This is a genomic window from Streptomyces sp. NPDC002886, assembly GCF_042888445.1.
Lineage (GTDB): Bacteria > Actinomycetota > Actinomycetes > Streptomycetales > Streptomycetaceae > Streptomyces.
In genome coordinates this window covers 739440-757523 of the sequence record NZ_JBIAPV010000003.1, presented here as the reverse complement: position 1 = coordinate 757523, position 18084 = coordinate 739440, and the positions used below count along the sequence as shown (strand labels likewise).

Genomic DNA, 18084 nt, shown 5'->3' with positions numbered 1-18084 from the left:
CGCTTGCGGTCGGCGAGGGTGCGTTCGTACAGCGGGATGGCCCGCCCAAGGTCCCCCGCAGACCTGTACGCGCCTGCGAGGTTGTTCCGGGAGGCCAGCGTGTTGGGGTGATCATCGCCCAGGACTCGCTCGAAGTCGGCGAGGCTGCGCTCAAGCAGGGGGGTGGACCTCTCCAGATCTCCTGCAGACCTGTACGCGTGCGCGAGGTTGTTGCGGGAGGCCAGAGTGGTGGGGTGGTCCTCACCCAGTACGCGTTCGAAGTCGGCGAGGGTGCGCTCGTACAGGGGGGTGGACCGCTCCAGATCTCCCGCAGACCTGTACGCGTGCGCGAGGTTGTTGCGGGAGGTCAGCGTGTTGGGGTGGTCATTACCCAGGACGCGCTCAGTGTCGGCGAGGGTGCGCTCGAACAGGGGGATTGCCCGCCCTAGATCCCCCACTGACTCATACGCGCCCGCGAGGCTGTTGCGGGCGTCCAACGTGCGGTGATGATCAGCGCCCATCAGCTGCTCGAAGGTACTCAGCGCGCGTAAGAAGCCTTCGATGGAGGGGGTGAGTGCGCCTTGTCCGCGTCGGTAGTTGGCCGTGTGGCTGAGGGCCATGGCCGTGTGGATGGTGTCGTCGTCGGGCGTGTGGTGGCTGGTGAGGGCGTCGGTGTGGAGATGGAGGACTCGATACGTCGCCCAGTTGGCCGGGTTGTGGACGTCGGAGGGGAAGGCGCCGGCAAGGAGGGCGGCGGCCTGGTCCCGGGCATGGTCGATCGCTTCGGGTTGCCGGTGGGCGTCGGCGGGGTCGCGGGTGCGGGCGAGGGTCTGGACGAGGCGGTGGACGGCGAGGGTGCCGTCGTGGTTGTCGGTGATCATGCTGTGCGCGGTGAGCCGGCCGATCGCGGTGGGGAGTTCGGGGGCGTCGGCGAGGGGGGTGAGGAGGGTGCGGGGGATGTGGTCGGGGGCGTACCACGCCAGGATCCGCAGGACGTCCACGGCGAGGGGGGTGGTGGCGAGGTTGTCCAGGGTGATGCGCCAGGCCCGGGAGATCGTGCGGTCGGGGTCCCCGTCCTCGGTGCCGGCGGCGAGTGTCGCGGCGGGCCGGCGGGCCAGCATGTCGAGGTAGGCGCGCGGGCTGGTGCCGGTCTCGGCGCAGTACGCGGCGGCCAGTTCCACGGCCAGGGGAAGGTGGCCGAGTTCGGAACAGACCTCGGCGGCGCCGGCGGTGTCGCGGGCCGCGCCGTCGGTGAGGACGCGGACGAACAGGTCCACGGCCTCGTTGTGTGCGAGGACGTCGAGGCGCACGGAGGTGGCGGTGTGGTGCCAGCCGGTGGCGCGACGGGTGGTGATCAGGAAGCGGCCCGTGCCGACACGATCGAGCAGCCCGGTGATGTCGCCTGGGCGTTCGACGTTGTCCAGGACGATGAGCCAGTCGTCGTGGGCGGCCAGCCATTGAAGTGCGCGTTCCACGAGAAACGTAGGGGGCATGACGGCCAGCGCGGGCTGGAGCGAACGGGCGAGCTCGGCCAGGCCGGCGTCGATCGCTTCCCGGCTGTCGACGGTGATCCACCAGCGGGGGTTACCGGTGTGGTGCCGCCGGACCCAGTGGGCGGCCAGGCTCGACTTCCCGATTCCGCCCAGGCCGTGAACGGCCTGCACGACGACCTCGCCCGGCGTCGCGAAAGCGGCGTCCAGCAGGGTGAGGGCTTCGGCGCGGCCGACGAACAGCTTCGTGGCAGGCGCATTGCACAACCCGGCGGGCGCCTGCACGTCAGCGACCGGCCCGTATGCCTCCTGCGGCAGGATCGTGCCGTTCTCTACATAGAGGGCCACCGAGTTGAGGATGTCGCGGCCCGCCGCGAGCGAGCCCCGGTCGGCGTCCACCATCGGTTGCGACGTGCGCGCGGTCGGCGGCGGGCTCCCCTTGCCGGTGGGCTGCCCCCGGTGGGGGAGCTTCACACTCCCCTCTGGGCGGTCGACCCGTCGACGTCACCACCGGCGGCGATCGCTCCTCCGGTGGCGGAGATCCCCGGGCCGGCGCCGGGCGCCGGAGCGCCGCCTGCCGACGGAGACGTGTCACGCGCTTGAGCGTTGCGGACGTTGCCGCCTGCGGCGATGGCGCCGCCGTCCGCCCGCACCGACGGAACGGACACCGCCGCGGCAGCCGCCGACACCCGCAGCTGCAGCAGACCCACCACCAGCGCGCCTACTCCGGCCAAGGCCCCGGCCACCCCCCACACCTGGCTGGACCGCTCGAGGTCTCCCGCCGTCACCCAGACCAGCGACGTGACCGCAGCCACCGTCCCGGCCCCTGCCAAGGTCCACCACAAAGCCCTCATGGCCCCATGCTCTTCCACCCACAAGATCAAAGACCTGGATTTGTGGAACTCCGGGCCGAGGCCGGCCGCTGTTCAGCTCTGTACGTAGACGGACTGGTCCAGGTAGCGGTCCTGTTCCAGGTTGTCGAGCATGAAGTCGGCGAGGTCGGCCCGGGAGATCCTGCCGAGGATGGATCTTCCCGGGTAATCCCCGTGCCGGTAGGTGCCGGTGGCGGGGCCGGAGGTGAGGGTGGGCGGCTGGACGATCGTGTAGGTGAGGCCGGATGCGCGTACGAAGGCGTCCTGCCGCTCCTTGGCCCGGAAGCCGGTGCGCACGAGGAGTCGGACCGCGCCGACCGTGCCGCGCATCGCAGGGCCGAGTTCGCGCCGGCTGATCGCGCTGGTGCCGAATCCCGTCAGCACCTCCACGCGCTCCACGCCGGTGTTCCGCATCGCCGCGAGCACGGCCCGGGTGCCCGTGTCGCAGACGGGGTCACCGAGGGTGATGACCGCCGCCCGGGCTCCGGCGAGGGCCTTCTCCAGCGCCGATGGTTGATCGAGTTCGGCGACCGCGACCGTCAGGCGTGGATGGCGCAGCGCGATGCGTGCGGGGGTGCGGGTGACGGCGACGACCTCGTGCCCCCTGCGCAGGGCTTCGGGGACGAGCACGGAGCCGACGCTGCCGCTGGCGCCGAAGACGGTGATTCTCATGGCGTTGCCTTCTGCGGGTGCTTGACGTGCTACTTGACGTGGTCTTCCGCCGTCAGGAGGTGGCGGCGGGCAGGCTGGTGATGCCGAGCTGCAGGAGCATGGCGAGGACGTCCTCGACGAAGGTCGCCTCGGCGATCTTGCCTTCGTGGATGCGGTAGATCCCCACCCCGTTCCACTTGGCCTGCTTGCCCGTGGCGGGCATGCCCATGAAGGGACCGGTGTGCGTGCCGCTGTTGGTGAACAGCGCGACGACGGTGTCGCCGTCGGCCAGGAACCGCTGGGGCTCCAGGTGCATGCCGGAGAACGCTCCGGCGGCGTTGGCCTCGGCGAACTTCTTGAACTCCGGCAGGCCGTGGTACTCACCGAGGCTGCCCCCGCGCCAGACCATGTCCTCGGCCCAGTACCGCTCCAGGGTGGAGAGGTCGCCGGTGTTCAGAACGTTGTCGATGAAGCCCTGGACGACGCTGATGTTGTCCTGCGTGCTCGTGCTCATGGTGGTGCCCTTTGCGGTGGATGGATGGGTGGGTGGCGGGGGAGTGGGTGCGTGGGTGGGTCAGGCGGAGAGGCGGGCGGTGAACCAGGACGCGATGCGTGCGGCGACGGCGTGGCCGGTCCGGGGCGCCATGTTGTTGAAGCCGTGGACGCCATCGGGCCAGACGTCGAGGTCGGTATGGTTGCCGGCCGCCTGCCAGCGGGCGGCCATGAACAGGCTGTCGTCCAGGAGCGGATCGAGCGATCCCACGGTGAAGAGGGCGGGCGGCAGGTCGTCCAGCCTCGCGAAGAGCGGGGAGAGGGACGGGTCGCGCCGCTGTTCGCCGTCGAGGCCGGGGAAGGCGTTGTCGATGAAGCCGCGGATCCAGTGGTCGGGCAGGACGAGGGTGGTGTGGTCGGCCAGGCGGCGGCTGGGGGTTCCGCTGATGTCGTAGGCGCCGTAGACGAGGCTGACCGCGGCGATGCGCCCGGCCACCTCGGGGTGCTCGTCACGCAGCCGGAGCAGCGTCAGGGCCGCCAGGTGTCCGCCGGCCGAGGCGCCGTGCAGCAGGAGCCGGTCGGTGCCGAACTCGGCGACGGCGTTCCGGGCGACCCACAGGGCCCCTGCCACGCAGTCGTCGACCGGGGCGGGCGCGGGATGCTCGGGCGCGAGGCGGTAGTCGATGCTGACGCTCGCGACATGGGAGTGCTCGGCGTAGTAGTCGTTGATCCAGTCGTCTTCCCGAGGCGTGCCGATGCACCAGCCGCCGCCGTGGACGTCGATCATGACGGCCTTCACCGGGCCCTCGGGCCGGATGATCCGCAGGGTGAGGTCCCCGCCCGGTCCGGGGATGGTCCGCTCGCTCACCGCGTGCTTCAGGTCGCGGCTCAGCGCGTAGTCCATGCCGCGGACCGCCCCCAGGCCCTCGGCGCTGGTGATGTCGGGGTACTGCATGGACGCGGCGATCTGCTGGTTGACGGCGGCGAGTTCGGCCGCGTCCGGGTTCGGAACGAATCCGTCGGAGCTGGTCATGGCGCTGGTCATGGCGCTGGTCATGGCGCTGTCTCCTCCAATGAAGCTCAAGGCGGCCGGATGGGTCGGGTGGGCCGGGTGGGCCGGGTGGTCGGGGGGCAGGGGCGGGGGCGGGGGTCAGGGGCGGTGTGCGGGTCCGGACCGGGGGCCGGCTCCGCGGTCACGTCAGGGCTGGAAGGTGACTCCGGTCAGCCGTTCGCTCTCCGCCCACAGGCGTGCGCCCTGCCGCGGGTCGTCCGCGTCGCGGGGGAGCTTGGCCGGCTTCGGCGTGCCGGAGGTCTGGTCGCGTCCGGACGGGCCGATGAACTGCCCGCTCGCCACGTCGCCGGCGGTGGCGGCGTACAGCGAGGGCCACGCGGCACCCTCGGCCGAGCCCATGAGCAGGCGCTCGGCGATCGGGGTGAACACCCGGGCCAGGGGCCCGGTGCCGTGCTGCTGGAGGTTGGTCATCGCGGCCCCCGGGTGGACCACCAGGGCCTTGAGGGGCGTACCGGCGGTGCGCCGGGCGAGTTCGAGGGTGTAGACGATGTTCGCGCGCTTGGACTTGGCGTAGGCGCCCATTCCCCGGTAGCGCTTCTCGCTCATCAGATCGTCCAGTCGGCCCATGGGCCAGCGCGCCGCGATCGCGCTGACCGTGACCACGCGCGGGGCCGGGGAACGGAGAAGGGCCGGCCACAGCTGCGCGTCGAAGGCGAAGTGGCCGAGGTGATTGGTGCCGAAGGTCATCTCGAACCCGTCGCGCGTGCTCTGGCGGGTGGGGAGGTTCATCACCCCGGCGTTGTTGAACAGCAGGTCGATCGTCTCGGTCTCGGCGATGCGGGAGGCCGCGTCCCGGATCGAGGCGAGGTCGGACAGGTCGAGCACCAGCGTGTCGGTCTCGGCCTGCGGTGCCGTGGCGAGCACCTGCCGTACCGCTCCGTCGAGGTTGGCCCGGCTGCGGCCGGCGAGGATGATCCGCGCGCCGCGTGCCGCGAGCGTGCGTGCGGTCTGGAGACCGATGCCGCTGTTGCCACCCGTGATCAGGGCTGTACGTCCTGCCTGGTCAGGGATCGAATCCAAGGTCCAGTGACTCATCGTAACCGCGCTCCCTTACTGAATGAACCTTCAATAGTGATGGTGGGGGCGCGGTGGAGCTTTGTCAAATGAACGTTCAATAAGTACATTGGACGTATGCGCACCCGGGATCCCGAAGCCAAGAAGCAGTTGCTCTTCGAGGCCGCACTGGCGGAGTTCGCCGAGTTCGGCCGTGCGGGAGCGCGGATCGACCGGATGGCCAAACGTGCGGGCATCAGCCCGGGCCTGGTGTACTCGTTCTACGAGGGGAAGGCCGAGCTGTTCGACGCGGTCTTCGACCAGATCGTCGACATGATCCTCGCGTCCGTACCGATCGACGCGGACCACCTGCCGGAGTACGCCGGCAACCTCCACGACGCCGGCCGGGCGCATCCCGACGTCATGCGGTTCATCAGGTGGTACTACCTCGAACTCGGCGAGTCCTCCCAGCGTGCCGTCGTGGCCGCCTCCATGGCCGAGAAGGTCGCGGCGATCACCGACGCGCAGCAGCGCGGCACGGTGACGACGGCCCGGCCCGCCGCCCAGATCCTCGCCCTGGTGCTGACCTTGGCGAACATGTGGCACTTGCCCGGGGAAGACGTGGCGGGCCTGGTTCCCGAGCCGGAACGGCGCGCCCTGGTGACCTCCGCGGTCGCGGCACTGGTCACTCCCTGACGCTCGGCCGACAGCTGGACCTCGGCCGACGACTGGACCTCCGCCGTTCGCGAGCCCGATGGCTCAGGGCGAGGTGAGTAGACGTACTCATGTGGCCGGTGACGCGGCAGCCGCATGCTGCGGACAGGAGAGCGAACTCCCTCCCGAAGTCCCTGATGCTGGCCGTACTGGGCTGCGTCGTCCTCGCCGGCTGCGGTACCCGCGACGCCACCACCGGTCAGGCCCTCGCCGGCAGCGTCGTCCCGGCGACGAGCGCGCGGGATGCGGAGCCGAGCGAGGAGGAGTTCCTGAGGTTCATGGAGCTGATGACCGACATGCCGTCGAGCTGCGCTCAGGAGGTCGCGGACGAGAAGGGCGTCTCCGTCGAGGAGGTCGAGGAGTTGGAGCGACTCGAGGATCTGAAGGACAGGGGCGTCCCGCCCGAACCCTCGGAGCTGCCGGGTTGGGAGGACACTCCGGGGCCGCATTCCTTCGCCGACGGCGGCATGGACGGCGGACCGGTACCGGTGCCCCTGCCGTCGGATGTTCCTCCGCCGCCGGAGCCGGACCCCGACTTCGCTCCGGCCGGCCGGTACGAGGAGGTGGCTCTCAACCCCGCGGAGGAGTGCTTCGGCGCCGACCACGTACGGCGCATCGGCGAGGCCTTCGCGGACACGAAGACGGGCGACTACCAGGTGATGCGGAAGAAGCTGACGGAGCTCGGCTACCCGGCGCCGTACATCCACCGGATGCCGGACCACGCGGGCGCGCCCCGGGTGAGGGTCGACCTGCGAGTGTTCGGGAGCCGGTTGGCCCTGGAGGTCACGGGAACCGGCAGCGGCGTGAGCGCCGAAGCGTTCGGGGCCTCCGAGGAGGAGGGTGTGAACGTGGCCGATGTGAGGCGGAAGCCGAAGCCGGAGCCGGAGCCGGAGGCGAAGCCGAAGTCGGATCCGAAGCAGGGTGCGCCCGCGTCCTGACCCTGCCCGGTACGGGATCTCAGTCCGCCGTGTCAGGCCGGAGGGGTTCGACCCACGCGGCCCGCCACTGCGGGCGGGGGTCGGCGCCCGGGCTCGTCCAGTACTCCGTCCCACGGACGATCAGACCGTCGCGGACGGTCCAGAACGACGCCGCGCGGAACACCCCGAGATCCTCGTGCGGTACCTCCACCTCGGAGGCGACCTCGTCACCGGCGGCGACGATCCGCAGCACGCGGATCGACCAGCCTTCCGGGTACTCACTGTTCACCGCGACGAAGTTCTCGCGGCCCACGATGCGTTCGGCGCTGACCGGCCACTCCACGACCGCGTCCTGCGCGATCAGCCGCGCCACACCGTCCCAGTCCCGCGCCTGGATCCGGTCCCACAGCGCCTCTACGACTCTCAACGGCTCCATGGGGCACACCCTGCCACGGCGAGCGTCAGAGCAGGAGGCCGAGGGCGGTCACCGCCATGACCGCGGCCGTCGCGGCGTGGACCCCGTAGGCGGTGGCCTTCGGTCCGCCGCTGCGCAGCACGATCACCGCGTCCGAGACCGGCATCGCCGCGAACGTCAGCATGAACCAGCCCAGCACCGACGTCGGCGCGACGAGCATCAGCACGAAGACGAAGACCCCGCACACGATCTCGCGCGCGCCCTTCACGTGCAGCCAGGACCGGAAGGCGGGGTCGTCGACGGGTGTGTGGGGAATGCCGAACCCGGCGGCGTTCTGCGGCTTCGCGAAGACCATCGCGCCCATGGCGATGAGGGCCGCGCCGAGCAGGCCGGCGAGGACGGTGGCGAGGGTGGTGAGCATCAGCTGGCCTGTCTTTCCGTTGAGGTGATCGTTGGTGGCGGAGCGCTGGTCAGGGGACGAGCACGATGCGGCCGCGGACGCCGCCCTTGGCCATCGCCTCGTAGGCGTCGGCCGCTTCCGCGAGCGGGGTGACGGCGTGGACGCGGGCGGGCAGTTCACCCGTCGCCGCGCGTTCGAGCAGTCGGGCGAGGAGCGGACCGTCGGGTCGGGCGAAGAGGACCTCGACGCTGATGCCGCGCTCCTCGGGGAGCCGGGCCGCGGGCTGCACGCCGACGAAGCGGCCGCCGTCGCGCACCGCCCGCAGGGCGTCCTCCTGGAGGGCTCCGGCGTCGGCGACGGCGTCCCAGCCCCGCCCGACCCCGGTGGTGAAGTCGGCGCCGAGGCCCCGTACGAACGGCTCGTCGGCCGCGCGGGCCGTCCCGGTGACCTGCCAGCCGCGGTCCTGGGCCAGTACGGCGACGTACGCGCCCACCGCGCCGGCCGCGCCCGTCACCAGCAGGCGCCGGGCTCCCGCGGGCGCTTCGCCGAGGAGGCCGACGAGCTGGGCCGCGGCGGTGGCGTTGAGCGGCACCACGGCCGCCTCGATCAGGTCGAGGGCGTCCGGTACGACGGCGACCTTCGCGGCGGAGACCAGGAGGTGTTCGGCATGGGATCCGTGGTCGCGGTCGAAGCCGTCGAGGAACCCGGCGACCCGCGTGCCGACCCGCAGCTCTACGCCCGATCCGACGGCATCGACCGTGCCGGCGAAGTCCCAGCCGAGCCCGGTGTGCTGAGGCTGGTCGACCAGGCCGAGCCGGTGGAAGACGCCCCCGGCGACCCCCAGGTCCACCGGGTTGACCGCCGCGGCGGCGACCTCGACCCGGATCTGCCCCGGCCCCGGCCGGGCCAGGGGGACGGTCACGGTCTCGATCGAACGGGGCCCGGACGGGACGCGGACCACGGCGCGGCGGGAGGTGGTGTGCTGCATCGTCAACTACTCCTTCGTGGGGGCCCTTTGGGATGGACGGTCTTGCCATCCCCTGGGCGTGTCACCACCATGAAGGAACCTGCTCACCGGCGGGAAGGAGGCACCTCGAGGTGCCTAAGTGACCCAGAGGAGACGCGAGTTATGCCGACCACGACCGCATCCCAGCGGAGGGCCGCGGCCAAGGCCGAGTACGACGCGTTCTTCGCGGCGTGTCCCAGCCGCCAACTCCTCGAGCGCATCTCCGACAAGTGGGTCGCCCTCGTGCTCGCCGCCCTGGGCGGCGACGGCCCGGGGACCACCCCCGGCGAGGAGCCGCGGCCCATGCGCTTCTCCGAGCTGCAACGCCGGATCTCGGGCGTGAGCCAGAAGATGCTGACGCAGACGCTGCGCGCACTGGAGCGCGACGGGATGGTGACCAGGACCGTGACCCCCACGGTGCCCGTCACCGTCAGCTACGAGCTGACCGACCTCGGCCGCTCCCTCCAAGGACTGATGAAGGGGATCAAGGCCTGGGCTGAGGGCCATATGGAAGAGGTCCTCACCCATCGCGGCGGCTTCGACCAGGGGGCGGGTGCCGCCGCCGAAGCCGAAGCCGCCAACGCCAACGCCGCCGCCGGCTGACGCGGAGAGCGGTACCGGTTCCCCGCCGATCAGTCCGCCGATCAGTCCGCCGGTCAGTCGCGGCGGGCGAGGTTCAGGCGGGCCGCCTGGCGGGTCAGGTGGTCGCGTTCCGCGAGGTTGGGGGCCTGGTGGGCCGCCTCGGCGTACAGGCGGGCCGCTGTGCTCAGGTCGCCGTCGCGCTCGTGGAGGTACGCGGCCACCGCGGTGTGGCGGGGGAGCGCGGCGTCCAGTTCCGCGAGGGCCGCCAAGCCGGCCCGGGGGCCGTCGGCCTCGCCGACCGCCACCGCGCGGTTGAGGCGGGCGATCGGGCTGTCGGTCAGGCGCACCAGCTCGTCGTACCACTCCACGATCTGCACCCAGTCGGTCTCCTCGGTGGTCTGCGCGTCGGCATGGAGGGCCGCGATGGCGGCCTGCGCCTGGAACTCGCCCAGCCGGTCGCGGGCCAGGGCGGCGTGCAGGATGCCGATGCCCTCGGCGATCAGCGCCGTGTCCCACCGGGTGCGGTCCTGCTCGGCGAGCGGGATCAGCGTGCCGTCGGGGGTGGTGCGCGTGGCGCGGCGGCCGTGGTGGATCAGCATCAGGGCGAGCAGCCCCGACACCTCGGGGTGGTCGATCGAGGCCGCCAGACCGCGGGTGAGCCGGATCGCCTCGGCGGCGAGGTCTATGTCGCCGGAGTAGCCCTCGTTGAAGACCAGGTACAGGACGCGCAGGACCGTACCGACGTCGCCGGGACGGTCGAAGCGGACGTCGGAGACGGTCCGCTTGGCGCGGCTGATGCGCTGCGCCATGGTCGCCTCGGGAACCAGGTACGCCGCCGCGATCTGGCGCGTCGTGAGCCCGCCGACCGCGCGCAGGGTGAGCGCGACGGCCGAGGAGGGGGTCAACGACGGGTGGGCGCACAGGAAGTAGAGCTGGAGCGTGTCGTCCACCGCCGGGGCGGGGCCGGGCGCCGGCTCCTCCTCCACCCGGTCCTCGCGCCGACGGCGGGCGGTGTCCGCCCGCGTCGCGTCGAGGAACCGCCGCCAGGCCACGGTGACCAGCCAGCCCTTCGGGTCCCGGGGAGGTTCCCCGGGCCAGACGCGCACCGCTTCGAGCAGGGCCTCCTGGACGGCGTCCTCGGCCGCCGCGAAGCCTGCTCCGCGGCGGACGAGGATGCCGAGGACCTGCGGAGTCAGACTCCGGAGCAGGGCCTCGTCCACGTCAGTGGCACTCGGGGACGGTGGGCGGGGCGGACAGGAACGGACGCAGCTCCAGCCACTCGTGGATGGGCTTGCCGCCGGCCCCGGGGGCGGCCGACAGTTCTCCGGCCAGCTCGACGGCGCGCTCGTAGCTGTCCACGTCGATCACCATCCATCCGGCGATCAGGTCCTTGGTCTCGGCGAACGGGCCGTCGGTGACCGGCGGGCGGCCTTCGCCGTCGTAGCGGACCCAGGTCCCCTCGGGGGCGAGGGCCTGACCGTCGACGAACTCGCCGGTGCCCTCCAGCCGGTCCGCGAAGTCGCGCATGTACTGGATGTGGGCCGTGATCTCCTCCGGCGTCCACTCGCTCATGGGGACGTCGTTGGCGCAAGCCGGGGCGCCGCGGTAGTGCTTGAGAAGCAGGTACTTGGCCATGATGGTCTCCTCCGTGCCGTGCGGCCATTGTGGCCGCTTCCACTGAGGAGACGGAGCCGGGCACGGGTTCTCGACATCACCGCCGAAGTTTTTTTCCACGGGATTCGAGGAGCGGGAGCCGGTCGCCTCAGGTGCGGTAGACGCGGTCGCTCTTCAGCCAGCCGTCGGCGTCGCGGTCCTTCCAGGGCCCGTCCTCGTGGCCCTTGCCGTGGCAGTGCCACCAGCCCCAGCTCCAGCCGTGATGGTGGCGCTTGTTCTGGGCCAGCCCGTGCCAGTGGCAGTAGCTGATGCCGTGATCGTGGTGGTCGTGATCGCCGTCACCGCCGTGGGCGGGTGCCACCGCGGTGGCGTCACGAGGGGTGGCCGGCGCGGCGGACGCGCCGGAGGACAGCAGCGCGCCCGCTGTGGCCAGGGCGGCCGAGGCCGTGAGGACGGCGAGACGGCGGCGGGTGCGGGGCAGGGGGGTCATGAGAGGTCACCTCCGGCGAGCAGAGACGGAGAACGAGGGGTCACCTGCTCTACGTGAACCCACTCCTCCATTAGCCCCGGGCCGGTGCACGGCGTCATGCCCCTGGAGTTCGGGGCTTGACAGTCCGGGCGCGCACACGCCTTCGGTGCGCGCCGGGGCTCGGGGGCCTCGGTGCGCACCGAAGGGGATCAGGCCGACTCGGCCGGTTGCCGACTCAGTCGGTTGCCGACTCAGTCGGTGGGGGTCAGCAGGTGGGGATGCGGTTCAGGTTCGCGGCGTAGCGGGCGGCGATCCAGCCGCGGCCGTCGGCGAGCTTGTACCAAATGGTGTTGCCGTCGACCTCGGTGCCGTTGGTCTTGCACAGCACCTGGACCTCGGTGCCGTACTTGATCACGCCGGTCTTCTTGTACTGGGTGCCGGGGCCGGTGCGGACGTGCAGCTTGTCGCTGACGATGCGGGCCTTCGGCTTGCCGGGCTTGTCGCCCTTGCCGCCGTGGTCCTTGCCGTGGTCCTTGCCGTGGTCCTTACCGCCGTGGTCCTTGCCGCACTTGCACGCGCCGGGCTTGCCCTGGTCGCCCTTCGGGCCCTTGGGACCCTGCGGCCCCTGGTCTCCCTTGCGGCCCTGCTCGCCCTTGGGTCCGACCGGTCCGCGCTCGCCCTTGCGGCCCTGCTCGCCCTTGGCTCCGTCGCGCCCGCGGTCGCCCTTCGGGCCGGTCGGGCCCTGCTCGCCCTTCGGTCCGCCCGGGCCGCGGGTGCCCGTCGGTCCGGCCGGGCCGCGGTCGCCCTTGTCGCCCTTGTCGCCCTTGGGTCCGCCGGCCGGGCCGGTGTCGCCCTTGGGGCCCTGGAGTCCGCCCGGTCCGGGTACGCCGGCCGGTCCCGTCGGACCGGTCTGGCCCGTGGTGCCCGTGTCGCCCTTCGGGCCGGCCGGGCCGGTGTCGCCCTTCGGGCCGCCCGCCGGGCCCGTGTCGCCCTTCGGGCCGGGTGCCCCGGTGTCGCCCTTCGGGCCCTGGGGGCCTCCGGCCGGTCCCTGGTCGCCCTTCGGACCCGCCGGCCCGGTGTCGCCCTTGGGACCTTGGTGGCCCTTGGGGCCCTGGGGCCCCTTCGGCCCGCGGTCGCCCTTCTCGCCGCGGTCCCCCTTCTCGCCGCGATCGCCGCGGTCCCCGCGGTCGCCCTTCTCGCCCCGCTCGCCCTGGTCACCCTTGTCGCCCTTGGGGCCGGGGCGGCCCGGCTTGCCGTGCTGACCGGGCTTTCCGTCGTGGCCCGGCTGCCCGTCGTGTCCGTCGTGCCCGTCGTCGCCCTTGGGGCCCGTCACCGGGGTGGACACCGCGTACAGGGCGGGCGAGGAGCCCGCTCCGGCCGCCCACTCGCCGCCGTCGAGCGTCGTGCCCTCGGGAGCGTCCGCGTCCACCCGTACGAGTACGCCCAGCCGGGTGTCGCTCTCCGCCGGGAAGGCGAAGCCCGCGCGGGTGCCCGCGTCGCAGGTCAGCTGGCGGGCGTTGCCCGAGAGGGTGCAGGGTGCGCCCGCACGGTCGCCGTTCCAGTAGAAGCGGGCCTCGGGGAAGGTCGTCCGCTCCGGCGCGGTGATCCGGAATCTGCTGCTGAGTGCCGATTCGCCGTTGGTCTCCGCGACGATCACCACGCGGCCGGTCTTGCCGGCGGCGATCGAGGGGACGTACGGCTGGGAGAACCGGATGTGCGGCGAGCCGGCGGCGAAAGCCGGCACGGCCGGCAGCAGGCAGCTCGCGGTGACGGCCGCGACGACCAGGGCGGCCGACGTGCAGCGGGAAGCAGACAAGGGTGTTTCCTCCGCGAGGAAAAGCGACGGAACCGGAGGGCGACCGCCGAATGCGGTCTTCCGGTGGACAAAAGTTCCAACACCAGTTAAAAGCTGACAATGCGACTCGGTTGTGTACGACGCGTAACCGATCACTCGGCAGCCGCGTGAATCACGTTTCCCCCGCTGTCGGCTCAGCCGCCGTCGCGGACCAGGACGTACGCCGCCTCGCGCGCCCGCACCGCCGCCCCCGGGCCAGGTTCCAGTGCCGCCACCACCGTCGCCCCCTCGACCAGCAGCAGCAGGTGCTCCGCCAGGCCTTCCCGGCCGGGACCGGCGATGTCGGCCAGCAGCGCCCGTAGCTCCGCCTTGTGCCGGCGTACGACGTCCAGCACCCCCGCGGGGCCCGCGCCCAGCTCCCCGTACGCGTTCAGGAACGCGCACCCGCGGAAGTCCGGCTCCGAGAACCACCCCGCGAGCCACTCGAAGACGGCCCCGACGGGGTCGGCCCGCCCCGCGACCGCTGAGCTCAGGCTCGCCATCCAGCGGCGGTCCCGGCGCTCCAGGTAGGCGGTGACCAGGGATTCCTTGGCCGGGTAGAGGCGGTAGAGCCGCTTGAGGGGGATGCCCGACTCCGCACGGATGCGGTCCATGCCGACGGCCTGGATCCCCTCGGCGTAGAACAGCGCCTCCGCGGCGTCCAGCAGGCGCGTGCGGGCCTCTTCGTCGGTCATCGGGGCGGGGTTGGCGGGCATGAAAGCAGCGTAGACCAGAATCCCTTGCGTCGAGAACGCCCGTTCTCTAGGCTTGGAGCTACGAGGAGAACGACCGTTCTCCCCTTCCCGCCACCGCCCCCTCCCGTCCCCCCGCCCGGCCGATGTCGAGAGGTCCCCTCGTGACTGCCACCCCCTCCGCCGCCACTTCCTCCTCCGCCGAGTCCTCCACCGTGCGACCGCCCGTACCGCCCTTCACCGAGGAGTCCGCCCGCGCCAAGGTGCAGGCCGCCGAGGACGCCTGGAACAGCCGTGACCCCGAGCGCGTCGCCCTCGCCTACACCGAGGACTCCGCCTGGCGGAACCGCGACCGCTTCCTGACCGGGCGCGCCGAGATCCGCGCCTTCCTCGCCGACAAGTGGGAGCGCGAGCAGGAGTACCGGCTGCGCAAGGAGCTGTGGGCGTACACCGACAACCGGATCTCGGTGCGCTTCGAGTACGAGTGGCACGACGCGAACGGCCAGTGGTGGCGCAGCCACGGCAACGAGCAGTGGGAGTTCGACGCCGCGGGCCTGATGCGCCGCCGCGAGGCGAGCATCAACGACATCCCGATCGAGGAGTCGGACCGCCGCCTCTGAGTCCGGAACCCCCACCGACGACTACGGTGCGTAACCCCCTCCCCAGTCCGTGGAGTTATGCTGGCGGGAACCCCTGGGGAGGCAATGTGACCGAGCGTAAACCGCCTGGTGTCAGCTTCGAATCCTTCGTGGACCGCCAGATCAGACAGGCCGGGGAGCGCGGGGACTTCGCGGAACTGCCCGGCTTCGGCAAGCCGCTGGCCTCGCTCGACGCCCCGTACGACGAGCTGTGGTGGATCAAGGGCAAACTGCACCGCGAGGGCTTCGCGGTCCTCCCGCCGGCGCTCGCGCTGCGCAAGGAGGCGGAGGACGCCCGCGAGGCGGTCGAGGCCGCCCGCACCGAACGCCAGGTCCGCGCCCTCCTGACGGAGATCAACGACAAGATCCGCACGGCCCTGCGCAGGCCCCCGCCCGGCCCCCCGCTGAACCTCAAGGAGTTCGACGTGGAGGTCGAAGTCACCCGCTGGCGGGAGTCCCGCGAGGCCCGGTAGGACGCGCTTCCGCTACGGGGCGACCGCGCTGGTCGCGGCCATCAGCGCGTGGCCGTGACCAGTCGGCTCAAGTGCGGCAGCACACCGCGAAGGTCATCGCCGTCGACCACGGCCGTCGCAGCCGTCCGCGCGCACTCCGAGGCGTTGAACGCCACGGCCACCCCTACCGAGGCGAACAGCGGTAGGTCGGAGCGGCTGTCTCCCACCGCCCCGCACGAGAGGGAGGCCAGCCCCAGCTCCCGCGCCTGCGTCAGGGCGAAGTCCCGCTTGTCGTACTCGTCGAAGTGGCGGGCCACGCGCCCCGTGAACCGGCCTCCGGCGGTCTCCAGCCGAGGTCCGCTGAACGCGTGGAAGCCGAAGCGGTCGGTCAGATAGCCGCCGACCGGGGACCAGGCCAGGGTCGCCAGGGCGGGCACCAGCCCGTTGCTCCAGCACCAGGCCACGGTCTCCGAGATGCCGGAGACCAGGGGCAGTCCGTCGAGCCAGCCGTGGACCTGGTCCTCGGCCGCGCCTGCCCAGCCCGCCGCATCCAGTTCCGAGACGTGGCGATTGTCCAGGGCGCCCGAGGCGTAACCGGCCTCGGCCTCCGCCAACTCGTCGCGATGGCCGAGGAAGCCGGCCAGGAATACCGACGAACTGGTCCGCGGGACGAGAGTGCCGTCGACGTCGAAGAACACGGCACCTGAATGATCAGATGAGAGCACCGGTCAAGGATGTCACCCCCCTGTGCCGCATCACCCCACGTCGCGGCGGCGCGCCACATCCCACCGCGAGCTGACCCGCGGGGCGTCGTGCCCGTCGTTCCCGTCGCGGTCGTCGTGCCCGTCGCGCTCGCGGAAGGGGGCTCCGGGGGACCCCGGTTGCTCCGGGCCTGGTCGGCCCGGAGGTGGGTGGCGAGGCTGGGGTCCAGCACCGAGGCCGCTTCCCCCTTGCCGGCCGGCGACCGCGTGGAACGTCAGGGCCTGCCCGCCCTCAGTGGAGTCAGCGCCGCCAAGGCCTCGGTGACGCGGTCCGCCTGGTGGGTGGCGCCGCGGAGGTTCGGGTGGAGGACGGTGCAGGCCTCGCCCCGGGCCGGGATGGAGCGGCAGAGCTCGGAGGGCGGGTCGCTCTGCTCGCCCGGCCCGGTCAGGCTGTCCTTGATCCCGTACATCCAGCGCTGCTCGGCGCTCGCGCACACCCCGTGCCCGGTGCTGGAGGCGTACGTGTCCACGTACACCGCGCCGCCGCGGCGGGCCTGCTCCCGCAAGAGGGTGTTGAGCCGGCGCTCCAGGCCGTCGAGCCACGGCATGTCGCCCTTGGCGACGGTGCCGAGCTGGTGCCAGGACCCCCAGCCGCAGCCCGCGGACTGGTCCACGACGGCCGGATACCCGACGACCGCCACCCCGGCGCGCGGGGCACGCGTACGGATCTCCTTCAGCAGGGCCGCGAAGTCGGCCTCCAGCGCGGTGAACCGGGCGTCGAGCCCGGCCGCGCCGCCGCCCCGCGCGTAGTGATCGGTGCACGGTGTCCCCGTACCGAAGGAGGCCAGGCCGCGCTTCACACAGGTCTCCACGATCTCGGAGAAGCCCACGGAGTTGCCGCCGGCGCCGACCGTGACGAGATCGGCGGTGGCCGTAACGGCCTTGATCTGCGCCGGTTTTGCGGCCCATCCACCCGGTGGGGGCACGGACGGAGGCCCCTTCAGCTCGGACTGCGGACCCAGCAGCCCCGCTCTGATCTCCGCGGCGGAGCAGGTGACGTCAGTGAGCCTCAACTTCAGCCGCCGCGCGGCCTGGTGGGGATAGTCCTGCTCGGAGCGGCCGCATCCGTCGGTGTTCCACGGGCGCACGAAGGCGGCGGCGCTGTAGGAGTCCCCGAGGGCGACGTAGGCGAGAGGGCCGGCCGCGGCCGGCGCCTGCGGCGCGAGAGCGGTGGCGAGGGCGGCTGCGGCAGCGGTGAGAGTGGTGAGGGTGAGGGAGAGACGCATCATGACGGCGGTGCCTTTGGCTCGGGCGGCGCCGCGGCCTTTCCGCTGCGCGCATCACCAAAAGTAGCCGATATGACTACGGAGAGTAATCATCCGGGGTTTTGTTCGTTCGATCGAGTGAACGGATCGAGCGAACGTGACGATGCCGGGACGGGACGGGACGGGACGGGACGGCGCCGGGCCCGGCGTCTACCCCTGCCCGTGGGCCTGGGTGATCAGGTCCGTCGCGACCTCCAGGGCGGCCAGGCGGGTCTCCTCCGGGTCCCCGTCCACGTGCTGGAGGAACATCATTCCCGCGTGCAGCGTGAACAGGGCGCTCACGCACCGCACCTGATCGGCCAGTGGGGCGTCCTCCTGGCCGGACCGGAGCAGCTCCACCAGGGTGAGGAGGCGCTTCTTCACCGTCTCGCCGATGGTCAGCTCCCGCAGCGAGGCCTGGTTCTCCTGCATGAAGCGGTACAGCGAGGCGCCGCCCGCCATGGCCTCGCTGTAGCGGCGCAGTACCTCCCGCTTCATCTCCAGTGTGCGCGGCTGCTCCTCGGCCCACTGGATCAGCTCGTCGATGGGCCGGGTCAGGTCCTCGAACAGGCTGATGATGATGTCTTCCTTGGTCTTGAAGTGGTAGTACAGCGCCGCCTTCGTGACCCCCAGCCGCTCCGCGATCTCCCGCAGCGACGTCTTCTCGTACCCCTGCTCGGCGAAGAGTTCCAGTGCGACGTCCTGGATGCGCTGCCGGGTGTCCCCGCGGCGCTGGTGCGGACTGCTGCTGGACATGACTCTCCCCTGAGTTACTTACTTGACGCCCGGCTAGTTAC

General features: G+C 71.8%; 22 protein-coding genes. 5 read left to right on the top strand and 17 right to left on the bottom strand.

The window, feature by feature from the left end; translation table 11 throughout:
* The 6 genes from ACFYYB_RS15680 to ACFYYB_RS15655 all read right to left on the bottom strand — a co-directional run.
* Nucleotides 1-1871: tetratricopeptide repeat protein (locus tag ACFYYB_RS15680; protein WP_389435771.1), on the bottom strand; the 1871-nt coding region annotated here is incomplete at its 3' end.
* A gap of 68 nt (nucleotides 1872-1939) precedes the next feature.
* A complete protein-coding gene (locus ACFYYB_RS15675; protein ID WP_389435770.1) occupies nucleotides 1940-2284 on the bottom strand; it encodes a hypothetical protein in 345 nt (114 codons plus the stop codon).
* Between the two features lie 111 nt (nucleotides 2285-2395).
* Nucleotides 2396-3013 (bottom strand): NAD(P)-dependent oxidoreductase, encoded by a 618-nt coding sequence (locus tag ACFYYB_RS15670; RefSeq protein ID WP_389435769.1) that lies wholly within the window; start codon nucleotides 3011-3013, stop codon nucleotides 2396-2398.
* Between the two features lie 52 nt (nucleotides 3014-3065).
* On the bottom strand, nucleotides 3066-3506 hold the full coding sequence (locus ACFYYB_RS15665) for an ester cyclase (RefSeq protein ID WP_389435768.1): 441 nt from the start codon (nucleotides 3504-3506) through the stop codon (nucleotides 3066-3068).
* A 60-nt stretch (nucleotides 3507-3566) separates the two neighbouring features.
* On the bottom strand, nucleotides 3567-4541 hold the full coding sequence (locus ACFYYB_RS15660; RefSeq protein ID WP_389435767.1) for an alpha/beta hydrolase: 975 nt from the start codon (nucleotides 4539-4541) through the stop codon (nucleotides 3567-3569).
* Nucleotides 4542-4682: 141 nt separating this feature from the next.
* On the bottom strand, nucleotides 4683-5591 hold the full coding sequence (locus tag ACFYYB_RS15655) for an oxidoreductase (RefSeq protein WP_389435766.1): 909 nt from the start codon (nucleotides 5589-5591) through the stop codon (nucleotides 4683-4685).
* Nucleotides 5592-5687: 96 nt separating this feature from the next.
* Here ACFYYB_RS15655 and ACFYYB_RS15650 point away from each other — a divergent pair, with 96 nt between their 5' ends.
* Together ACFYYB_RS15650 and ACFYYB_RS15645 are read left to right on the top strand one after the other, a co-directional pair.
* Nucleotides 5688-6245 carry a TetR family transcriptional regulator gene (locus ACFYYB_RS15650; RefSeq protein WP_389435765.1) on the top strand — a complete coding sequence of 186 codons (558 nt, stop codon included), beginning with the start codon at nucleotides 5688-5690 and terminating at the stop codon, nucleotides 6243-6245.
* Nucleotides 6246-6400: 155 nt separating this feature from the next.
* Nucleotides 6401-7201: a hypothetical protein gene (locus ACFYYB_RS15645; RefSeq protein WP_389435764.1), complete on the top strand. Its 801-nt coding sequence runs from the start codon at nucleotides 6401-6403 to the stop codon at nucleotides 7199-7201.
* A 19-nt stretch (nucleotides 7202-7220) separates the two neighbouring features.
* Here the strand turns inward: ACFYYB_RS15645 and ACFYYB_RS15640 are convergent, their stop codons facing one another.
* From ACFYYB_RS15640 to ACFYYB_RS15630, 3 genes are read right to left on the bottom strand one after another with little or no spacing between them, the layout of a single operon-like run.
* A complete protein-coding gene (locus tag ACFYYB_RS15640) occupies nucleotides 7221-7616 on the bottom strand; it encodes a nuclear transport factor 2 family protein (protein WP_389435763.1) in 396 nt (131 codons plus the stop codon).
* Nucleotides 7617-7641: 25 nt separating this feature from the next.
* Nucleotides 7642-8016 carry a DUF4267 domain-containing protein gene (locus ACFYYB_RS15635; protein WP_389435762.1) on the bottom strand — a complete coding sequence of 125 codons (375 nt, stop codon included), beginning with the start codon at nucleotides 8014-8016 and terminating at the stop codon, nucleotides 7642-7644.
* A 49-nt stretch (nucleotides 8017-8065) separates the two neighbouring features.
* Nucleotides 8066-8983, bottom strand: a complete 918-nt coding sequence (locus tag ACFYYB_RS15630; protein WP_389435761.1) for an NADP-dependent oxidoreductase — start codon at nucleotides 8981-8983, stop codon at nucleotides 8066-8068.
* A 141-nt stretch (nucleotides 8984-9124) separates the two neighbouring features.
* Between ACFYYB_RS15630 and ACFYYB_RS15625 the strand changes: the two genes are divergently transcribed.
* Complete coding sequence (locus tag ACFYYB_RS15625; RefSeq protein ID WP_389435760.1) at nucleotides 9125-9604, top strand: winged helix-turn-helix transcriptional regulator; 480 nt, start codon at nucleotides 9125-9127, stop codon at nucleotides 9602-9604.
* A gap of 53 nt (nucleotides 9605-9657) precedes the next feature.
* On the opposite strand, the gene ACFYYB_RS15620 is transcribed toward ACFYYB_RS15625, so the two are convergent.
* From ACFYYB_RS15620 to ACFYYB_RS15600, 5 genes are all read right to left on the bottom strand, one after another.
* Nucleotides 9658-10803, bottom strand: a complete 1146-nt coding sequence (locus tag ACFYYB_RS15620; protein WP_389435759.1) for an RNA polymerase sigma factor — start codon at nucleotides 10801-10803, stop codon at nucleotides 9658-9660.
* A 1-nt stretch (nucleotide 10804) separates the two neighbouring features.
* On the bottom strand, nucleotides 10805-11218 hold the full coding sequence (locus ACFYYB_RS15615; protein ID WP_327304855.1) for a YciI family protein: 414 nt from the start codon (nucleotides 11216-11218) through the stop codon (nucleotides 10805-10807).
* A 127-nt stretch (nucleotides 11219-11345) separates the two neighbouring features.
* Nucleotides 11346-11687 (bottom strand): hypothetical protein, encoded by a 342-nt coding sequence (locus ACFYYB_RS15610; RefSeq protein WP_389435758.1) that lies wholly within the window; start codon nucleotides 11685-11687, stop codon nucleotides 11346-11348.
* A 244-nt stretch (nucleotides 11688-11931) separates the two neighbouring features.
* On the bottom strand, nucleotides 11932-13482 hold the full coding sequence (locus ACFYYB_RS15605; protein WP_389435757.1) for an SH3 domain-containing protein: 1551 nt from the start codon (nucleotides 13480-13482) through the stop codon (nucleotides 11932-11934).
* A gap of 173 nt (nucleotides 13483-13655) precedes the next feature.
* Entirely contained in the window at nucleotides 13656-14216 is a 561-nt protein-coding gene (locus tag ACFYYB_RS15600) for a TetR/AcrR family transcriptional regulator (RefSeq protein WP_389435756.1), read from the bottom strand.
* Nucleotides 14217-14356: 140 nt separating this feature from the next.
* Between ACFYYB_RS15600 and ACFYYB_RS15595 the strand changes: the two genes are divergently transcribed.
* Together ACFYYB_RS15595 and ACFYYB_RS15590 are read left to right on the top strand one after the other, a co-directional pair.
* Nucleotides 14357-14812 carry a nuclear transport factor 2 family protein gene (locus tag ACFYYB_RS15595; RefSeq protein ID WP_389435755.1) on the top strand — a complete coding sequence of 152 codons (456 nt, stop codon included), beginning with the start codon at nucleotides 14357-14359 and terminating at the stop codon, nucleotides 14810-14812.
* A gap of 86 nt (nucleotides 14813-14898) precedes the next feature.
* Entirely contained in the window at nucleotides 14899-15303 is a 405-nt protein-coding gene (locus tag ACFYYB_RS15590; RefSeq protein WP_389435754.1) for a DUF1992 domain-containing protein, read from the top strand.
* 41 nt (nucleotides 15304-15344) lie between these two features.
* Here the strand turns inward: ACFYYB_RS15590 and ACFYYB_RS15585 are convergent, their stop codons facing one another.
* The 3 genes from ACFYYB_RS15585 to ACFYYB_RS15575 all read right to left on the bottom strand — a co-directional run bounded on the left by ACFYYB_RS15585 (nucleotide 15345) and on the right by ACFYYB_RS15575 (nucleotide 18043).
* The gene (locus ACFYYB_RS15585; RefSeq protein WP_389435753.1) at nucleotides 15345-16007 is read right to left on the bottom strand and encodes an HAD family hydrolase; all 663 of its coding nucleotides are present in this window, start codon (nucleotides 16005-16007) and stop codon (nucleotides 15345-15347) included.
* Nucleotides 16008-16258: 251 nt separating this feature from the next.
* On the bottom strand, nucleotides 16259-17272 hold the full coding sequence (locus ACFYYB_RS15580) for an SGNH/GDSL hydrolase family protein (RefSeq protein ID WP_389435752.1): 1014 nt from the start codon (nucleotides 17270-17272) through the stop codon (nucleotides 16259-16261).
* A 186-nt stretch (nucleotides 17273-17458) separates the two neighbouring features.
* On the bottom strand, nucleotides 17459-18043 hold the full coding sequence (locus tag ACFYYB_RS15575) for a TetR/AcrR family transcriptional regulator (RefSeq protein ID WP_389435751.1): 585 nt from the start codon (nucleotides 18041-18043) through the stop codon (nucleotides 17459-17461).
* Nucleotides 18044-18084 lie beyond the last annotated feature (41 nt).

What these genes read in the sequence shown, in the direction of transcription:
- ACFYYB_RS15670 (WP_389435769.1), bottom strand. Translation starts at nt 3,013, where the DNA reads ATGAGAATCACCGTCTTCGGCGCCAGCGGCAGCGTCGGCTCCGTGCTC.
- ACFYYB_RS15665 (WP_389435768.1), bottom strand. Translation starts at nt 3,506, where the DNA reads ATGAGCACGAGCACGCAGGACAACATCAGCGTCGTCCAGGGCTTCATC.
- ACFYYB_RS15660 (WP_389435767.1), bottom strand. Translation starts at nt 4,541, where the DNA reads ATGACCAGCGCCATGACCAGCGCCATGACCAGCTCCGACGGATTCGTT.
- ACFYYB_RS15655 (WP_389435766.1), bottom strand. Translation starts at nt 5,591, where the DNA reads ATGAGTCACTGGACCTTGGATTCGATCCCTGACCAGGCAGGACGTACA.
- ACFYYB_RS15650 (WP_389435765.1), top strand. Translation starts at nt 5,688, where the DNA reads ATGCGCACCCGGGATCCCGAAGCCAAGAAGCAGTTGCTCTTCGAGGCC.
- ACFYYB_RS15645 (WP_389435764.1), top strand. Translation starts at nt 6,401, where the DNA reads ATGCTGGCCGTACTGGGCTGCGTCGTCCTCGCCGGCTGCGGTACCCGC.
- ACFYYB_RS15640 (WP_389435763.1), bottom strand. Translation starts at nt 7,616, where the DNA reads ATGGAGCCGTTGAGAGTCGTAGAGGCGCTGTGGGACCGGATCCAGGCG.
- ACFYYB_RS15635 (WP_389435762.1), bottom strand. Translation starts at nt 8,016, where the DNA reads ATGCTCACCACCCTCGCCACCGTCCTCGCCGGCCTGCTCGGCGCGGCC.
- ACFYYB_RS15630 (WP_389435761.1), bottom strand. Translation starts at nt 8,983, where the DNA reads ATGCAGCACACCACCTCCCGCCGCGCCGTGGTCCGCGTCCCGTCCGGG.
- ACFYYB_RS15625 (WP_389435760.1), top strand. Translation starts at nt 9,125, where the DNA reads ATGCCGACCACGACCGCATCCCAGCGGAGGGCCGCGGCCAAGGCCGAG.
- ACFYYB_RS15615 (WP_327304855.1), bottom strand. Translation starts at nt 11,218, where the DNA reads ATGGCCAAGTACCTGCTTCTCAAGCACTACCGCGGCGCCCCGGCTTGC.
- ACFYYB_RS15610 (WP_389435758.1), bottom strand. Translation starts at nt 11,687, where the DNA reads ATGACCCCCCTGCCCCGCACCCGCCGCCGTCTCGCCGTCCTCACGGCC.
- ACFYYB_RS15600 (WP_389435756.1), bottom strand. Translation starts at nt 14,216, where the DNA reads ATGCCCGCCAACCCCGCCCCGATGACCGACGAAGAGGCCCGCACGCGC.
- ACFYYB_RS15580 (WP_389435752.1), bottom strand. Translation starts at nt 17,272, where the DNA reads ATGATGCGTCTCTCCCTCACCCTCACCACTCTCACCGCTGCCGCAGCC.
- ACFYYB_RS15575 (WP_389435751.1), bottom strand. Translation starts at nt 18,043, where the DNA reads ATGTCCAGCAGCAGTCCGCACCAGCGCCGCGGGGACACCCGGCAGCGC.